The 17,166-nt window shown below is 63.3% G+C and carries 13 protein-coding genes; 8 read left to right on the top strand and 5 right to left on the bottom strand.

The window, feature by feature from the left end; genetic code table 11:
• Positions 1-106: 106 nt before the first annotated feature.
• The 6 genes from melA (AC3EMP_RS26495) to melA (AC3EMP_RS26470) all read left to right on the top strand — a co-directional run bounded on the left by melA (AC3EMP_RS26495) (position 107) and on the right by melA (AC3EMP_RS26470) (position 9,097).
• On the top strand, positions 107-1,573 hold the full coding sequence (gene melA / locus AC3EMP_RS26495) for an alpha-glucosidase/alpha-galactosidase (RefSeq protein WP_023687911.1): 1,467 nt from the start codon (positions 107-109) through the stop codon (positions 1,571-1,573).
• Between the two features lie 98 nt (positions 1,574-1,671).
• Positions 1,672-3,783 carry an ABC transporter substrate-binding protein gene (locus AC3EMP_RS26490; protein WP_023691352.1) on the top strand — a complete coding sequence of 704 codons (2,112 nt, stop codon included), beginning with the start codon at positions 1,672-1,674 and terminating at the stop codon, positions 3,781-3,783.
• Between the two features lie 99 nt (positions 3,784-3,882).
• On the top strand, positions 3,883-4,890 hold the full coding sequence (locus AC3EMP_RS26485; RefSeq protein WP_023668135.1) for an ABC transporter permease: 1,008 nt from the start codon (positions 3,883-3,885) through the stop codon (positions 4,888-4,890).
• A complete protein-coding gene (locus tag AC3EMP_RS26480; RefSeq protein ID WP_023687914.1) occupies positions 4,891-6,027 on the top strand; it encodes an ABC transporter permease in 1,137 nt (378 codons plus the stop codon).
• A 10-nt stretch (positions 6,028-6,037) separates the two neighbouring features.
• Entirely contained in the window at positions 6,038-7,705 is a 1,668-nt protein-coding gene (locus AC3EMP_RS26475; protein WP_023691351.1) for an ABC transporter ATP-binding protein, read from the top strand.
• Positions 7,706-7,726: 21 nt separating this feature from the next.
• On the top strand, positions 7,727-9,097 hold the full coding sequence (gene melA, locus AC3EMP_RS26470; protein WP_352597093.1) for an alpha-glucosidase/alpha-galactosidase: 1,371 nt from the start codon (positions 7,727-7,729) through the stop codon (positions 9,095-9,097).
• Positions 9,098-9,126: 29 nt separating this feature from the next.
• Here the strand turns inward: melA (AC3EMP_RS26470) and AC3EMP_RS26465 are convergent, their stop codons facing one another.
• Together AC3EMP_RS26465 and AC3EMP_RS26460 are read right to left on the bottom strand one after the other, a co-directional pair.
• Entirely contained in the window at positions 9,127-10,773 is a 1,647-nt protein-coding gene (locus AC3EMP_RS26465) for an acetolactate synthase large subunit (RefSeq protein ID WP_352597095.1), read from the bottom strand.
• Positions 10,774-10,880: 107 nt separating this feature from the next.
• Positions 10,881-11,768: an AraC family transcriptional regulator gene (locus tag AC3EMP_RS26460; protein ID WP_352597146.1), complete on the bottom strand. Its 888-nt coding sequence runs from the start codon at positions 11,766-11,768 to the stop codon at positions 10,881-10,883.
• A 99-nt stretch (positions 11,769-11,867) separates the two neighbouring features.
• On the opposite strand from AC3EMP_RS26460, the gene AC3EMP_RS26455 reads away from it, so the two are divergent.
• Entirely contained in the window at positions 11,868-12,572 is a 705-nt protein-coding gene (locus AC3EMP_RS26455) for a glutathione S-transferase family protein (RefSeq protein WP_488494694.1), read from the top strand.
• Positions 12,573-12,696: 124 nt separating this feature from the next.
• Positions 12,697-13,257 carry an FMN reductase gene (gene msuE, locus AC3EMP_RS26450; protein ID WP_023687920.1) on the top strand — a complete coding sequence of 187 codons (561 nt, stop codon included), beginning with the start codon at positions 12,697-12,699 and terminating at the stop codon, positions 13,255-13,257.
• A 297-nt stretch (positions 13,258-13,554) separates the two neighbouring features.
• Here msuE and AC3EMP_RS26445 read toward each other — a convergent pair whose 3' ends face one another.
• From AC3EMP_RS26445 to AC3EMP_RS26435, 3 genes are all read right to left on the bottom strand, one after another.
• On the bottom strand, positions 13,555-14,586 hold the full coding sequence (locus AC3EMP_RS26445) for a hydroxyacid dehydrogenase (RefSeq protein WP_352710861.1): 1,032 nt from the start codon (positions 14,584-14,586) through the stop codon (positions 13,555-13,557).
• Positions 14,587-14,839: 253 nt separating this feature from the next.
• On the bottom strand, positions 14,840-16,285 hold the full coding sequence (locus AC3EMP_RS26440) for an aldehyde dehydrogenase (RefSeq protein WP_352710864.1): 1,446 nt from the start codon (positions 16,283-16,285) through the stop codon (positions 14,840-14,842).
• Between the two features lie 94 nt (positions 16,286-16,379).
• Positions 16,380-17,165 (bottom strand): coniferyl-alcohol dehydrogenase, encoded by a 786-nt coding sequence (locus tag AC3EMP_RS26435; protein WP_027050689.1) that lies wholly within the window; start codon positions 17,163-17,165, stop codon positions 16,380-16,382.
• Position 17,166 lies beyond the last annotated feature (1 nt).

The raw sequence follows: 17,166 nt of genomic DNA, 5'->3' as shown, positions 1-17,166 counted from the left end.
AGAACGAGCCGGAATTCCGGCTCGAATGGCATGCGCGCCAAGGCGGGCCGCCATTCCCTTTCCTGTTGCTCCTTACCCGGCATTCGAATGGATCGAGGTGAAGGTGATGAGTTTCAAAATCGCTATTATCGGCGCGGGCAGCGTCGGCTTCACCAAGAAGCTGTTCACCGACATTTTGTGCGTCCCGGAATTCAGCGACATCGAATTCGCGCTGACCGATCTCAGCGAACACAATCTGCAAATGATCAAGGCGATCCTCGACCGCATCGTCGAGGCCAACAAGCTGCCGACCAGGGTGACGGCGACGACCGACCGCCGCAAGGCGCTCGAAGGCGCGCGCTACGTCATCAGCTGCGTGCGGGTGGGCGGGCTCGAAGCCTATGCCGACGATATCCGCATTCCCTTGAAATACGGCATCGACCAGTGCGTCGGTGACACGATTTGCGCCGGGGGCATCCTCTACGGCCAGCGCAACATCCCGGTCATCCTCGACTTCTGCAAGGACATATTGGAGGTCGCCGAGCCAGGCGCCAAATTCCTCAACTATGCCAACCCGATGGCGATGAACACCTGGGCGGCGATCGAATATGGCAAGGTCGATACGGTCGGCCTCTGCCACGGTGTCCAGCACGGCGCCGAACAGATCGCCGAAGTGCTCGGCGCCAAGTCGCACAGCGAACTCGATTATGTCTGCTCCGGTATCAACCACCAGACCTGGTTCATCGATTTGCGGCTCAACGGCCGCAAGATCGGCAAGGACGAACTGGTGGCTGCCTTCGAGGCGCATCCGGTCTATTCGCAGCAGGAAAAGCTGCGCATCGACGTGCTGAAGCGCTTCGGCGTCTACTCCACCGAAAGCAACGGTCATCTCTCCGAATATCTGCCCTGGTATCGCAAGCGGCCGGACGAAATCACCCGCTGGATCGACATGTCCGACTGGATCCATGGCGAGACCGGCGGCTATCTTCGCTACTCCACGGAAACCCGCAACTGGTTCGAGACGGAATATCCGCAATTCCTCGAAGCGGCGTCGAAGCCGCTCGACGTATCGAAGCGCTCGAACGAGCATGCCAGCCATATTCTCGAAGCGCTGGAGACGAACCGCGTCTATCGCGGCCACTTCAACGTCAAGAACACCGGCATCATCACCAATCTGCCGCAGGACGCGATCATCGAATCACCCGGTTTCGTCGATCGCTTCGGCATCAACATGGCGTCAGGCATCACGCTGCCGGAAGCCTGCGCGGCCACCTGCATGGCTTCGATCAACGTTCAGCGCATGTCGGTGCATGCGGCTGTTACGGGCGACATTGACCTGCTCAAGCTCGCGGTGCTGCACGATCCGCTGGTGGGTGCGGTGTCGACGCCGGAAGAGGTCTGGCAGATGGTCGACGAGATGGTCGTCGCCCAGGCGCGTTGGCTGCCGCAATACGCCGATGCCGTGCCGGCCGCCAAGGAGCGGCTTTCGAAATCGATGGTGAAAACCCGCGACTGGGCGGGTGCGGCGCGGCGCAAAGTGCGCTCGATCGAGGAACTGCGCGCCGAAAAAACGGCTCTGAAACAGGCCGGCTGAGAATGCTGGCAGGCGGACAGCGGGAGGCCGGTTCGCCAATCAGCCGTCATGAATAGATGCGAGCAGCAGCAGACGTCGAAACATCTGGGAGGAACACAATGAGGAACTTTCGTGGAATTGGCATTCTCGCCGGGCGAAGAATTGGCATTCTCGCCGGGCTGGCGCTGAGCGTCTCGGCATCGGCGCTTGGCAGTGCATACGCGTCCGAGCCGACCACGCCGCCGGCGCCGGCGGCGTTTCCCGCCGAGGGCAAGATCAAATACGTCGCCCGCGATTCCATCCTGGAGTTCAAGGCGCTGCCCGAATATCACGAGCCCGAGTGGGTCACCGAGAAATACGTCAAGACTGGCAAGCTGCCGCCGGTCAAGGATCGCCTGCCGAAGGAGCCGCTGGTGTTCAAGACCGGCAACATGCCGGACGGCATCGGCGTTTATGGCGACACCATGCGCCACGTCATTGGCGGCCGGCCGGAAGGCTGGAATTATGGCGCCGGCCAGACCCAAGGATGGGGCGGCATCGACATCGGCCTTTCGGAATGCCTGACGCGCACCGCGCCTTTGTTCCAGGTCGAGGCCAAGGACACCGAGCCGCTGCCCAACCTCGCCAGGAGCTGGGACTGGTCGAAGGATGGCCACACGCTGACCATGCACCTGGTCGAAGGCGCCAAATGGTCTGACGGCGTTGCCTTCAATGCCGACGATGTCATGTTCTACTGGGACGATGAGGTCGTCGACCCCAATGTCTCGCCGTTGAACGGCGCCACAGCGGAAACCTTCGGTGTCGGCACGACGCTGAAGAAGGTCGACGATTACACCGTCGAGTGGACCTTCAAGGACGCTTTCCCCAAACAGTATCTCTACGCCATGGCCTATGGCACCTTCTGCCCCGGCCCAGCGCATATCCTCAAGCCGCAGCATCCGAAGTACTCGAAGAATACCTACGAGCAGTTCAAGAACGCGTTCCCGCCGGAATATATGAACATTCCGGTGATGGGCGCCTGGGTGCCGGTGGAGTATAGGCCTGACGACATCATCGTCTTGCGCCGCAATCCCTACTACTGGAAGGTCGACGAGAAGGGCAACCAGCTGCCCTATCTCAACGAACTGCACTACAAGCTGTCGACCTGGGCCGACCGCGACGTGCAGGCGGTGGCAGGGGCCGCCGACTTCTCCAACCTCGAGCAGCCGGAGAATTTCGTCGCTTCGCTGAAGCGAGCGGCGGACAAGGACGCGCCGGCCCGGCTCGCCTTTGGCCCGCGCCTGATCGGCTACAATCTGCGCATGAATTTTTCCGCCAATGGCTGGGGCAATCCCGACGAACGCGGCCAGGCGATCCGCGAGCTCAACCGCAATGAGGACTTCCGCAAGGGCATCACCATGGCGCTCGACCGCAAGGCGCTCGGCGACTCGCTGGTCAAGGGGCCGTTCACCGCCATCTACCCCGGTGGCTTTTCCTCGGGCACCAGCTTCTATGACCGCAACTCGACCGTCTACTATCCCTTCGACATCGAGGGCGCCAAGGCGGAACTGGCCAAGGCTGGTCTCAAGGATACGGATGGCGACGGCTTCGTGAACTTCCCGGCCGGGACCGCCGGCGGCAAGAATGTCGAGATCGTGATGCTGGTCAACAATGACTACGGCACTGACAAGAGCCTCGCCGAAGGCGTCGTCGGCCAGATGGAAAAGCTTGGCATCAGGGTCGTGCTCAACGGCCTCAACGGCACCCAGCGTGATGCCTCGCAATATTCCGGCCGCTTCGACTGGCTGATCAGGCGCAACGAGCAGGAGCTGACTTCCGTCGTGCAGAATACCGTGCAACTCGCGCCCGTCGGACCCAAGACCAGCTGGGATCACCGCGCGCCCGAAAGCGGCGTGGTCGACCTGATGCCGTTCGAAAAGGAGCTTGTCGACATCGTCAACAAGTTCGTCTCCTCGTCAGACAATGACGAGCGCGCCAGCCTGATGAAGACGTTCCAGAAGATCTCGACGGAGCATGTCTACAATATTGGACTGACCGAATATCCCGGCGCCCTGATCATCAACAAGCGCTTCTCCAACATCCCGCAGGGAACGCCGATCTTCATGTTCAACTGGGCCGAGGATTCGATCGTGCGCGAACGCGTCTTCGTCGCCGCCGACAAGCAGCAGAAATACGAACTCTTTCCCGACCAGCTTCCCGGCAAGCCCGGCGACAAGGGTCCGACGAACTGAGTTTCCTCCCCTGGCTGACGCCCGGCCGCGCTGCGCGCGCGGCCGGGACGGAGTAAGGTCAGCGGCAACAGATTAGATCCAAGGAGGAGAAACGGTCCGATGCTGCGATTCCTGGCCATGCGCATAGCATCGGCGGTGCCGGTCATGGTCATCCTGAGCCTGGTCACCTTTGCCATCATCCAGGCGCCGCCGGGCGACTATGCCGACTATATCCGTTCGCAGCTCATCAACCAGGGCGGGGCGTCTTTTGCCGAAGCCGACGCGCAGGCGCAGGCCTATCGGGTCGAGCACGGCCTCGATAAACCGCTGCCCGTCCAGTACCTGAACTGGGTCGCCGGCATCATCACCCGCGGCGATTTCGGCTACAGCCTCTATTACAACAAGCCGGTCGCCGCAGTGGTCGGCGAGCGGCTGCCGCGCACGCTGCTGCTGGCATTGGTCTGCCATCTGCTGGCGTCGGTGCTCGGCATCACCTTCGGCATCTGGGCGGCGACCAGGCAATACACATGGATCGACTCGGTGCTGTCGGCCATCTCCTTCCTCGGCATGACGGTGCCGCGCTTCCTGATGGCGCTGATCATCGTCTATCTCCTGGTCTTCCAGTTCAACGTGTCGGAGATCGGCAGCTTCTTCTCGCCGCAATATGGCGGCGCGCCGTGGTCGTGGGCGAAATTCGCCGACCTCGTCAAGCATGTCTGGCCGGTGGTGGCGATCGCCACCTTCGGCGGGCTCGCCTACAATATGCGCGTCATGCGCGGCAATCTGCTCGATACGCTGAACGCGCAATATGTCGAGACGGCCAAGGCCAAGGGCCTGACCGGCAGCGCCGTCGTCATGCGCCATGCCGTGCCCAACGCACTGCACCCGCTCATCATGTATCAGGGCGTGGTGCTGCCCTACATGCTGACCGGCGAGATCGAGACGGCGATCATCTTTGCGCTGCCGACGGTCGGGCCCGCCATCGTCGGCTCGATGGCGGTCGGCGACGTTTATGTCACGGCGACCTTCATGATGGTGCTGTCGGCAACGCTGATCGTCGGCAACATCATCGCCGACATGCTGCTCGCGCTGCTCGATCCGCGCGTACGCCAGTTCAGGGAGAGCTAGATGCTGGCGCGTGACCCATCCCCGCCGCCGCCCCCGGCTGAAGCAACCGCGATTGCGACCCCACGCGGCAATGAGAGCTATATGGCGCTGGTCTGGCGCCGGCTGAGGCGCTCCTGGACCGGCATGGCCGGGCTGATCCTTGTCGTGCTTCTGGTGCTGATGGCGCTGTTCGCCGATTTCTTCGCGCCGATGGACCCCAAGGTGACCGATGTCGCTTTCGCCCCGCCGCAAGTGATGAGTTTTCACGACAGAGACGGGAATTTCGTGCTCCAGCCGCGGGTCTATGCGCTGGCGGATTCTGCAGACCTCGACCCGGTCACCTTCCAGCCGGTCGTCGGGCCGGATTACGAGCATCCGCGCCTGCTCGGCTTCTTCGTCAAGGGCGCCGACTACCGGCTGCTTGGCCTGATCCCCGCCAACCGGCATTTCTTCGCTTCGGCCGACGGCCAGCCGGTGCATTTTCTCGGCACCGACAAATTCGGCCGCGATGTGTTGTCGCGCGCCATCCAGGGCTCGCGCGTCTCGCTGATGATCGCGCTGACGGTGGTGTTCATCATCACCGTCATCGGCACCACAGTCGGCATGGTCTCGGGCTATTTCGGCGGCCGCTTCGACGTCTGGATGCAGCGCTTTGTCGAGCTGGTGCTCGCCTTCCCGCAATTGCCGCTCTATCTTGCGCTGACGACGCTGATCCCGGTGACCGCGCCGACCAACGTCTTCCTCGCCTTCGTCATCATCGTCATGTCGGCGCTGGGCTGGGCGCAGATGTCGCGCGAGGTGCGCGGCAAGACGCTGGCGCTGGCGCGGATCGACTATGTGCGCGCTGCCATGGCGGTTGGCGCCACCGACATGCGTATCATCATGCAGCACATTTTCCCCAATGTGATGAGCCACGTCATCGTCGCCGTGACGATCGCGATCCCGACGGTGGTACTGCTCGAAGCCTTTCTCGGCTTCCTCGGCTTCGCCGTGAAACCGCCGCTGATCTCATGGGGGCTGATGCTGCAGGACACGGCTACCTATTCGGTCATCGGCACCTATCCGTGGATCCTGTCGCCGGTCGGCTTCGTGCTGATCACCGTCTTTGCCTTCAACGCGCTGGGCGACGGCCTGCGCGATGCCGTCGATCCCTATTGAGGTGGCCGGGATGACCGTAGCGCTCGCAGCCACCTTCGCACCAGCCGTCCGGCTCGACCATGCCGGCCGCCACGACCAACCCATCATCGATGCCCGCAACATCGAGGTCGCCTTCAAGGTCGAGCACGGCGTCGTCGACGCGGTGAAGGATGTCTCGTTCCAGCTCTATCGCGGGGAGACGATCGCCATCGTCGGCGAGTCCGGTTCCGGCAAGTCGGTGACGGCGCGCGCCGTCATGGGGCTCTTGTCAAAGCGGGCCACCGTGTCGCCGAAATCCACCATCGACTATTGCGGGCAGGACATACTGAAATTCCCCGAGAGCGCCCGGCGCAAGTTGCGCGGCAATCGCATCTCGATGATCTTCCAGGAGCCGATGAGCTCGCTCAACCCGATCTATACGGTCGGCAGTCAGATCGTCGAGGCGATCAGAGTGCATCGAAAGGTCAGCCGCAAGCAAGCCTGGGCGCGGGCGCTCGAGCTTTTGCGGCATGTCCAGATCCCCGAGCCGGAAGCGCGCATCAAGCAGTATCCGCACCAGATGTCGGGCGGGCAGCGCCAGCGCGTGATGATCGCCATGGCGCTCGCCAACGACCCCGATGTGCTGATCGCCGACGAGCCAACGACAGCGCTCGACGTCACGGTGCAAGCACAGATCCTCAATTTGATCCGCAATCTGCAAAAAGAACTCAGGATGGCGGTCATCCTGATCACCCACGACCTCACCGTGGTGCGAAAATTCTCCGACTATGTCTATGTCATGCAGCATGGCGAGATGTGCGAGCACAACGTCACCGAGCGGCTGTTCGCCGACCCGCAGCATGCCTATACCAAGCGGCTGCTCGCTTCAGAGCCGCACGGCAAGCCGCAGCCGCTGCCGGAAAACAGCGGCACCATCCTCGAGGCCCGCGATATGCGCGTCTGCTTCATGCTACGCCATGGCAGCTTCCTGAAGCCGGACTGGCGCGAGCTGGTCGCCGTCGACGATCTCGGCCTGAAGCTTTGCCGCCACGAGACACTGGGGCTGGTCGGCGAATCCGGCTCCGGCAAGACCACCTTCGGTCTCGCCTTGCTCAGGCTCACCGAGGCCAAGCGCGGCGAGGTCAGCTTCGACGGCCAGCCGATCCACGGCCTGTCGCGCGCCGGGATGCGGCCGCTGCGCTCGCGCATGCAGGTCGTTTTTCAGGATCCGTTCTCGTCGCTCAACCCGCGTATGACGATCGGCCAGATCATCGAGGAAGGGCTGGTCGTCAACAGGATCGGCACGACACGGCGCGAGCGGGTCGGTCGGGTTCGCGACGCCCTGGTCAGCGCCGGCATGCCCGGCGATATCCTGTCGCGGTTCCCGCACGAATTTTCCGGCGGCCAGCGGCAGCGCATCGCCATTGCCCGAGCCATCGCGCTGGAGCCCGAATTCATTCTGCTCGATGAACCGACATCGGCGCTCGACCTTTCGGTGCAGGCGCAGATCATCGACTTGTTGCGCAAGCTGCAGGACGAACGCGGCCTTAGCTATCTCTTCATTTCGCACGACCTCAAGGTGGTGCGCGCGCTCTGCCATCGCGTCATCGTCATGCAGAACGGCAAGATCGTCGAACAGGGACCCGTCGACGAGGTCCTCACCCATCCCAAGACCGCCTACACCGAACGGCTCGTCAGGGCCGCCTTCGACGTGGCGTAGCAAAGTGCCGGAGGTTTAATAGTGGCAAGACATCCCAGGATCACCTTCATTGGCGCGGGTTCGACCGTCTTCATGAAGAACATTGTCGGCGACGTGCTGCAGCGGCCATCGCTGTCAGGCGCGACGATCGCGCTGATGGACATCAATCCGCAGCGGCTGGAAGAGAGCGCCATCGTCGTCAACAAGCTGATCGCGACGCTGGGCGTGAAGGCGAAGGCCGAGACCTATTCCGACCAACGCAAGGCGCTCGCCGGTGCCGACTTCGTCGTCGTCGCCTTCCAGATCGGCGGTTACGAGCCCTGCACCGTCACCGATTTCGAGGTGCCGAAGAAATACGGCCTGCGCCAGACCATTGCCGACACGCTCGGCGTCGGCGGCATCATGCGCGGCCTCCGGACCGTGCCGCATCTGTGGAAGATCTGCGAGGACATGCTGGCCGTCTGCCCAAACGCGATCATGCTGCAATACGTCAACCCGATGGCGATCAACACCTGGGCGATTTCAGAGAAATTTCCTGACATCAAACAGGTCGGCCTCTGCCATTCGGTGCAGGGCACGGCGATGGAACTGGCGCACGATCTCGACATTCCCTACGACGAGATACGCTACCGCTCGGCCGGCATCAACCACATGGCCTTCTACCTGAAGTTCGAGCACCGGCAGCCGGATGGCTCTTACCGCAATCTCTATCCGGACCTCGTCGGCGCCTATCGCGAGGGCAGGGCGCCGAAGCCGGGCTGGAACCCACGCTGCCCCAACAAGGTGCGCTACGAGATGCTGACGCGGCTCGGCTATTTCGTCACCGAAAGCTCCGAGCATTTCGCCGAATACACGCCCTATTTCATCAAGGAAGGCCGCCCCGACCTGATCGAGAAGTTCGGCATTCCGCTCGACGAATACCCCAAGCGCTGCATCGAACAGATCGAGCGCTGGAAGGGCCAGGCCGAGGCCTATCGCTCGGCCGACCGCATCGAGGTCGAGCAGTCGAAGGAATACGCGTCCTCGATCATGAATTCGGTGTGGACCGGCGAGCCTTCGGTGATCTACGGCAATGTCCGCAACAATGGCTGCATCACCTCGCTGCCGGACAATTGCGCCGCCGAGGTGCCGTGTCTGGTGGACGCCTCCGGCATCCAGCCGACCTATATTGGCGAGCTGCCGCCGCAACTCACCGCGTTGATACGCACCAACATCAATGTGCAGGAACTGACGGTGCAGGCGTTGATGACCGAAAACCGCGAGCACATCTACCACGCGGCGATGATGGACCCGCATACGGCGGCCGAACTCGATCTCGACCAGATCTGGGCGCTGGTCGATGAGTTGCTGGCGACACATGGCGACTGGCTGCCGACCTGGGCGCGTGGGAGCGCCAAGGTCCGGGCCGCCTGAGCGCTGCTGCGGCGGTATCTACTCCACCGTCAGGCCTCCGGTGGCGCCGGCAACCGGTGGCGCAGTTCCTCGACCAGCACGCGCTCGTTCTCCGAATAGTCGATCGGAACGACGACGAGATGGACGCCACCGCCGGCAAAAGCCTGTTCAAGCGTCGATTGTATTTCTGAGACGGCGCCGACCCTGGTTCCCTTGGCGCCATAGGCCTCGGCATATCTGACGAAATCGGGATTGCCGAAGGTCATGCCGAAATCGGGGAACTGGTCGACCGCCTGCTTCCAGCGGATCATGCCGAAAGCATTGTCCTCGATGATCAGCACGACGAGGTTAAGTTTCAGCCTGACGGCGGTTTCCAGCTCCTGGCTGTTCATCATGAAGCCGCCGTCGCCGCAGATCGCCATGACGCGGCGGCCGGGATAGAGCATCGCGGCCGTCATCGCCGAGGGCAGGCCGGCGCCCATCGTGGCCAGGGCGTTGTCGAGCAGCAAAGTGTTGGCGACGCGCGTGCGGTAATTGCGCGCAAACCAGATCTTGTACATGCCGTTGTCGAGCGCCAGGATGCCATCGGCCGGCATCACCGCGCGCACATCGTGCACCAAGCGCTGCGGCGTGAAACGGTCTTCGGTGGCGCGGGTGGCAATGCGGCTCAAAATCCCTTCGCGCAGCGGCAGTAGCGCCTGCGCGTTGGGGATCTTGCCCTCGATCCGGTCGGCAAGCAGCCTGAGCGAAGCGCCGATGTCGCCGATCACTTCGGTCTGCGGGAAATAGACCTGCTCGACATTGGCCGGCTGGTAGCCGACATGGATCACCTTCGGTCCCTTGTCGCCCATAATGAAGGGCGGCTTCTCGATCGTGTCGTGGCCGATGGTGATGATGAGGTCGGCCTGCTCTATCGCCTCATGGACATAGTCGCGCTCGGACAGCGCGGCGGTGCCCATATAGAGCTCGGTTCCGCCAGGCACCGTGCCCTTGCCCATCTGCGTGGTGAAATAGGGGATGCCGGTTCTGATAACGAACCGGGCGAGGTCGGAGGTTGAGCGCGGCCGCGACGCGGCGGCGCCCAGCATCGCCAGCGGACGCTGCGCCTTGATGATCATCTCAGCGGCACGGTCGAGCGCCAGCGGGCTGGCCAGCGGAAGCTCGACCGGATGCGGCGGGATCAGCGCGACATCGTCGCACTCCTCGGCCGCGATGTCTTCGGGCAGTTCCAGATGCACCGGTCCCGGACGCTCCTCTTCGGCAATCCGAAACGCTTCGCGCACCACGGCGGGAATGGTCTTCGCCGAGATGATCTGGCGTGACAGCTTGGTCAACGGCTTCATCGCGGCGACGATGTCGACGATCTGGAAGCGGGCCTGGCGCGACGAGCGGATGCCCTTCTGCCCGGTGATCATGATCATCGGCATGGCGCCGAGCAGCGCATAGGCGGCACCCGTCGTCAGGTTCAGGGCGCCGGGTCCCAGCGTGGTGATGCACACACCTGGCTTGCCGGTGAGCCTGCCATGGGTGGCGGCCATGAACGCCGCCGCCTGCTCATGACGGGTGAGGATGAGCTGGATCGAGGATTTGCGGATGGATTCGACGACGTCCAGGTTTTCTTCGCCGGGAATGCCGAAGATGCGATCGACGCCCTCATTCTCGAGGGCGGCAACAAGCAGGTCAGAACCTTTGGGCACGAAGCATCTCCTGGGCAAAGCGGCGGCGAACCGCGTCGGGATATGATCAGACATAGTGCTGGCAAAGTCCTACCGCGAGGCGCGGCCGCCGCCAATATCGCTCTGCCTTACAGATCCTTCCGTTTCCTGAATTGGCCGGGCGAGACGCCGGCGTGGCGCCTGAAGGCGGTGGAGAAGGCGGCTTCCGAGCTGTAGCCGACCGCCTCGGCGACTTGGCCCAGGCTCTTGCCCTCGTGCAGCAGCCGGCTGGCCTGCCGCATGCGGCAGCCGAAGAGATAGGCCATGGGCGCTTCGCCGACGAGATCGCGAAAGCGGGCGGCAAAGGTTGCCCTGGAGAGCCCGACCGCGCGTGCCAGGGTCTCGATCGTCCAGTCGTGGCCATAGGCTTCATGCAGGGTGGCGAGCGCTCTGGCGATCGCGGGGTCCTGCAATCCCCTCAGCCAACCTGGATTGTCCATGCTTTCCAGACCGGAGCGCAAGGCGCGCGTGACGATGGCCACAGACAGGCGAGCCATGACCACGTCGCTGCCGGGACCTTCGTCGGTCGCTTCCACCAGCAAGGCCTCGACATAGCCACGCAGCCATTTGGGCAGACGGCCATTCGATCCCCGGATGTGAACGATGCGCGGCAGGCCGGCAAGTGCCGGATGGTCGGCGTCGCGAAAGGCGAAGGCGCCGCACAGGATGACGGTCTTTTCGCCTTCGCCGCCGCTGCGAATACGCCCGGCTGCGGTTTGGGTCGCCAGTTCGGCGGCGGGGACGTTCGCGCTTTTGAGCGCGCCGGGCGACCGCAGCACATGCGGATCGGCGCGCGGTGCAATGATCAGGTCGCCGGCATCGAGAGGCTCGACATCTTCCTCACCGAACACCGCCTCGCATCGCCCCTTGATGACGACGTGAATGCCGCGAAGCCCAGCCTGGCTGAACGAGATCGCCCAGGGAGCGGCCAGTTCGAGGCGCCGGTACCCGGCGGCTGCGAAGTGCAATTCGCGCATGAGGGTAGCCAGGAGATCCACGCTTCGCTCCAGAAACAGACGATCGATAAATCAATCCAGACGCTGTCGAATAGCGCGCCGGCCTTACTGGACCTAGCTATGCCCGACAGGCCGCTTGTCGGCGATAACGAAACTCAGGAGTTATTCATGCCGCCAATCGAGCTTTTTGTCGCGCAGCTTTGTCCCTATGCGCACCGTGTCAGGCTCGCCCTTGCCGAGAAAGGCCTGCAGGCGACGGAAATCGAAATCGATCTGCGCAACAAGCCGGCGTGGTTCCTGAAACTCACGCCGACGGGAAAGGTGCCGCTGCTGCGCCATCAGGGGCAATATGTCAGGGAGTTGGCGATCATCTGCGAATATCTCGATGATGCATTCCCCGAACGGCCGATTTTCCCCAGGGATGCTCAGGCCCGCGCTGAGGCGCGCATCTGGATCAGCTTCGCCGACACGCAGCTTTACGCCAGGACGGCAACCATGATGCACAGTTCCGACGCTATGGTTCATGAGCGGATCAAGGCCCAGCTTGCCGACGCCCTGCGCTTTGTGGAACAGCATGCCTTTGCGAGGCGAGGGGCGGACGAACGGTTTTTGCTGGGCTCGGAATTCAGCGCCGCCGACATCGCCTTCTATCCCTGGTTCGAACAGCTGTGCGTGCTTGAGAAATATCTGGGCTTCGTCATGCCGACCGAATGCGAGCGCCTGCTGCGGTGGCAGGAAACGGTTGCCGCCAGGGAGGCGGTGCGGACCTGCGCAAGGTCGCCCGGCTTCTACCTGGAATCCTATGGCCCGCTTCTCGCGGCCTGAGACGAGCGGGCAACGGAAAAAAATTCCTCACTATGCTGCTGCAAGGTCAGTCATTTGCTTCTTGCGGCAGGCGCAAGCCTGTAAATATGCGGCATCAAGCAGGTCCGCGAGAGGTGAGAGAAACATGCCCAATCCAACCGTCGTCGGGTTTTCCGGCAATTTCACCCGGCCGTCCAAGACGCGCGGCTTCGTCGACCAGGTCGTCAGGGACATTGCGCGCCAGCATGGATTGTCGGCGAGTACCTACGACATCGAAGACCTCGGCCCCTCACTTGGCGCTGCCAAATGGGCGCGCGATCTCGACGGTCAGGCGCGGGCAATCTTCGACAGCGTCGTCAATGCCGATGTGCTGGTGGTGGGGTCGCCGACCTACAAGGGCAGCTACACCGGCCTGTTCAAGCACTTCTTCGATCTGTTCGATCCCGCTTCCTTGCGCGGCAAGCCGGTGGTGCTGCTTGCCACCGGCGGCAACGATCGCCACGCGTTGATCGTCGAGCACCAGTTGCGGCCGTTGTTCGGCTTCTTCGAGGCGCTGACGCTGCCGACAGGGGTCTATGCCACGGACAAGGACTTTTCCGACGGCGTGCTGCGGGCCGAACCCATCCTGAAGCGCGTCGATCAGGTTGTCGGCGAGGTCGGGCTGGTGCTGGCCAATCGCTCGGCAGCCGGCGTTGCTGCCGGATAGAGCGAGGCGGGCAGACCGCCTCCGGCTTTGCTCGGGAGTGAATAAAAAGGCCCGCCACCGACGCGAATCGTGACGAGCCTCCTTGGAGTAGGCCAGGCCTCCCACAGCCCGATTGCTTTCAAAATCAATACCCCGCCGGCTACGCCTGGCGGGGTATCGATAGTAGGATCTGGATCGAATGGGAGCGATCCGGCTGAAAAACGCCAATGCCGGAAGGTTCCCGGTCATCCTGAGCGGCGATGACAAAGGGGTTTTGGCCAACTGCGAAATCCATCTCAGGCGGATTTCTCGCGACAACTAGTTCCTGTCCGCCGGCTTCGAACGCATCCTTGACACCGTCTCGCGCTCGGCGCGCTTGGAGCGCAGAGGCGGCAGGCCGCGGTCGATCAGGTCCATGTCCTCCAGCACCATGTCGCCCATGCGCTTGAAGGCGATGTCAAGCGCACCGGCGCGGTGGGCGGAGCGCAGGAAGCCGGGGATCGTGCGGACCGGATGGTCCTGCGCCAGCGGTTCTTCAGGGAAGACATCGCTGGCGGCGACGATGTGGCCGCTTCCCACCGCCGCCATCAAGGCCGGAAAATCGACGACGCCGGCGCGGCTGAGCAGGATGAAGGCGGCGCCCTTGCGCATGCTGGCAAAAGCATCGGTGCCGAGAAAACCCTGGTTCTCCGAGGTCACCGAAGCGACGACGAAGACGAAGTCACTGGTCGACAGCACCTCGTCGAGCGAGGCCGGTTCGACGCCATTGTCGATCAGGATCGATGGCGGCAGCCAGGGATCGAAGACCTTGGTGCGGGTACGAAAGCCCGACAGCAGCCGGTTCAGCGCACGGCCCAGATCGCCGAAGCCGATGATGCCGACATCGGCGCCGGACAGAAGCCGCGCCGTCAAATTGCCATCGCCGCCCCACAGCTCCTCGCCTTTGCGGAAAGCGAGGTCGGCATCGACAATATTTCGGGCAAGGTTGAGCGCCATGGCGAGGCCAAGCTCGGCCACCGGCTCGGCGAAGACGAGGCCGGTGGTGACGACATGGATGCCGCGCGCAAACAGCGTCTCATAGGGCATGTTGTTGATGAGGTTGGTCTCGACATTGAAGACGCAACGCAGCGCCTGCATCTGGTCCAAGGTCTCGGGCGAGATCGGCGGCTGGCCGATAATATAGCGGGCTTCGGCAAGCACGTCGGCGGGCAAGTTCGCCACGCCCTCGGCCGTCGTCTCGACGACGCGGTAATGCGCCTTGAGGCGCGCCAGCTGCGGTGGGGTGAAGATCAGGTCGAGCGTGCGTGGTTCCGGCGCGCTGATGACCAGCGGCGAGGCCTTGTTTGGCATGACGATTCCTCCCCGGCGCGATCCGCATCGCGTATTTTGCTTTGCACTTGTGGTAGTCCCAAAACCGCTTGCCGCCGTCTGGCGGCATGTGCTTGAGGGGTAAAATACCCACGATTAAACGATTTACAACTCCGGGAGGGGCCGCCGATCGCGTGGCTCGAGCCTTGCCGGGTTTTGATGCGGGAATCCGTTGGCTCGCCAGGCAACGGGCCTGAGGGCTCCTTTCCTTCTCCCCCTGTGAGAGAAGGTGCAGTCAAAACGGATAGTGCTGCCCCGGATCCTCGATCGTCAGCCAGCGCAGGTCGGTGAATTCGGCGATCGAGGCCTTGCCGCCGAAGCGGCCGTAGCCTGAACCCTTGACGCCGCCGAACGGCATTTGCGCCTCGTCGCCGACGGTCGGGCCGTTGATGTGGCAGATACCGGCTTCGATGCGCGCGGCGACCGTCATGGCACGGCGGATGTCGCGGCTGAACACGGCTGAAGACAGGCCGTATTCGGTATCGTTGGCGACACATACCGCTTCGTCCTCGCCCTTGACGCGGATCACCGGCTTGACCGGGCCGAAGGATTCTTCCGAATAGACGCGCATCGCCGGCGTCACGTGGTCGAGCAATGTCGCCTCGACCACGGTTCCGGTGCGCTTGCCGCCGGCCACAAGCCTGGCGCCCTTGGCGACGGCGTCGGCAACCAGTTCTTCCATCTTGTCGGCGGCTTGGTCGCTGATCAGCGAACCGAGCACGACATGGCCGCGCGGGTCACCGGCAGGCAGCTGCGCCGCGCGGGCGGCGAGCTTGGCGACGAACTCGTCGGCGACCTTTTCATCGACGACCAGGCGCTCGGTCGACATGCAGATCTGGCCCTGATGCATGTAGGCGCCGAAGGTCGCCGCATTGACCGCGGCGTCAATGTCGGCATCGTCGAGCACGACCAGCGGCGCCTTGCCGCCGAGTTCGAGCAGCGCCGGCTTCAAGTGACGGCCCGCGAGTTCGGCAATGATCCTGCCGACCTTGGTCGAGCCGGTGAAGTTGACACGCCTTACGGCCGGGTGCGCGACCAGTGCCTCGACGATTGTCGCTGCGTCCTTGGGATCATTGGTGACGACATTGATGACCCCCTTGGGCAGGCCGGCCTCGACCAGCACCTGGCCGATCAGCCGGTGTGTGCCTGGGCACATTTCCGAAGCTTTCAGCACAACCGTGTTGCCGCAGGCGATCGGCATGGCGATGGCACGGGTTCCGAGGATGACCGGTGCATTCCACGGCGCGATGCCGAGGCAGACGCCGGCCGGCTGGCGGATCGCCATGGCCAGCGTGCCGGGCTTGTCGGAGGGAATGACCTCGCCCGAAATCTGCGTCGTCATGGCGGCTGCCTCGCGCAGCATTTTGGCGGCGAGCATGACGTTGAAGCCGGCCCAGGGGCCGGTCGCGCCGGTTTCTTCCATCATCAACTTGGTGAATTCGCCGACCTTGGAGTCCATGACATCGGCCGCCTTGGACAGCAAAGCGCGGCGCTCGCCCGGACCGGTCTTCGACCACGTCTTGAAAGCGGCAGCAGCGGCTTCGACCGCGGCATTGGCGTCGGCGATGCTGGCTGCGGCAGCGCGGGTCGCCAGCTTGCCGGTGAACGGGTCCATGCGCTCGTAAGAGGCTGAGCCGGAGGCATCCCTTTTGTCGCCGTCGATCAGAAGTCCGATGTCCATTGTTCTCTCCCTCGCTCGCCGTGGAGCGTCTTTTCTATCTATTATCGACCACGATCTGATCCGAACACCGGCTCCCACTTTTCGGGATCATGGTCTAGAAGCCGAGCACCTCGGCATTGATCGATGCTTCAAGCCCACCGTCAACCGGCACATTGACGCCGTTGACCCAGCGTGCGCCGTCCGAGCACAGGAACAGCACGACAGGCGCGATGTCGCCCGAGGTTCCGGCGCGCCCGACCCTGGCGATGTCGCTGTCCACGCGGGCGTCACCCAGCACATTGCGGAACTGTTTGAGGATCGGCGTCTCGACCGGGCCGGGGCTCACTGCATTGACGCGGATGCCGCGGCTCCTGAACAGGTCCTGATGTGCGGCGCGCTGCGTCCACAACAGCAGCAGCTCCTTGGAAACGGGATAGCCTTCCTCGTTCTTCACCTGATGGTCGGCGATCATCTTCGCCACATCGGGAAAGCCTTCGATGCCGACCATCGATGCCGCGCGGTTGAGATTGGCGCGCCAGCCATAGCCGGCGATCGAGGCGACGTTGACTACGGTGCCGCCTTCACGAAGTCTTGGTGCCAGGCCTTCCGAGAGCGCGCGCAGGCCGTAGAAGTTGACGGCCAGTGTCGACACCGCACCGGTGTTGCCGGGGAGGCCGGCGACATTGCAGAGCGCATCGATGCGCTGCGGCAGGCGCCCGAGGAGATCGTCGACGCCGGCCTTGGATGAGATGTCAGCCTTGACGAAACTGCCGGCCGATGCTGCCGGTTCACGCATATCGACGCCGATCACGTCAGCGCCCAGTTGGCCGGCAAGTTCGGCCGTGCGAGCGCCGATACCAGAGGCGACACCGGTGATGAGGATGGTCTTGCCGAACAGCATG

The sequence above is a fragment of the Mesorhizobium sp. P160219 genome (assembly GCF_057786095.1).
Note: the sequence above shows the minus strand (reverse complement) of the source record. Positions and strands in the feature narration are given on the sequence as shown.

Coding starts and splice junctions, on each gene's coding strand:
- AC3EMP_RS26445 (WP_352710861.1), bottom strand. CDS start 14,586: ATGCCAAACAAGGCCTCGCCGCTGGTCATCAGCGCGCCGGAACCACGC.
- AC3EMP_RS26455 (WP_488494694.1), top strand. CDS start 11,868: ATGCCCGACAGGCCGCTTGTCGGCGATAACGAAACTCAGGAGTTATTC.
- AC3EMP_RS26440 (WP_352710864.1), bottom strand. CDS start 16,285: ATGGACATCGGACTTCTGATCGACGGCGACAAAAGGGATGCCTCCGGC.
- melA (WP_023687911.1), top strand. CDS start 107: ATGAGTTTCAAAATCGCTATTATCGGCGCGGGCAGCGTCGGCTTCACC.
- AC3EMP_RS26475 (WP_023691351.1), top strand. CDS start 6,038: ATGACCGTAGCGCTCGCAGCCACCTTCGCACCAGCCGTCCGGCTCGAC.
- AC3EMP_RS26490 (WP_023691352.1), top strand. CDS start 1,672: ATGAGGAACTTTCGTGGAATTGGCATTCTCGCCGGGCGAAGAATTGGC.
- AC3EMP_RS26460 (WP_352597146.1), bottom strand. CDS start 11,768: ATGCGCGAATTGCACTTCGCAGCCGCCGGGTACCGGCGCCTCGAACTG.
- AC3EMP_RS26480 (WP_023687914.1), top strand. CDS start 4,891: ATGCTGGCGCGTGACCCATCCCCGCCGCCGCCCCCGGCTGAAGCAACC.
- AC3EMP_RS26435 (WP_027050689.1), bottom strand. CDS start 17,165: ATGCTGTTCGGCAAGACCATCCTCATCACCGGTGTCGCCTCTGGTATC.
- msuE (WP_023687920.1), top strand. CDS start 12,697: ATGCCCAATCCAACCGTCGTCGGGTTTTCCGGCAATTTCACCCGGCCG.
- AC3EMP_RS26485 (WP_023668135.1), top strand. CDS start 3,883: ATGCTGCGATTCCTGGCCATGCGCATAGCATCGGCGGTGCCGGTCATG.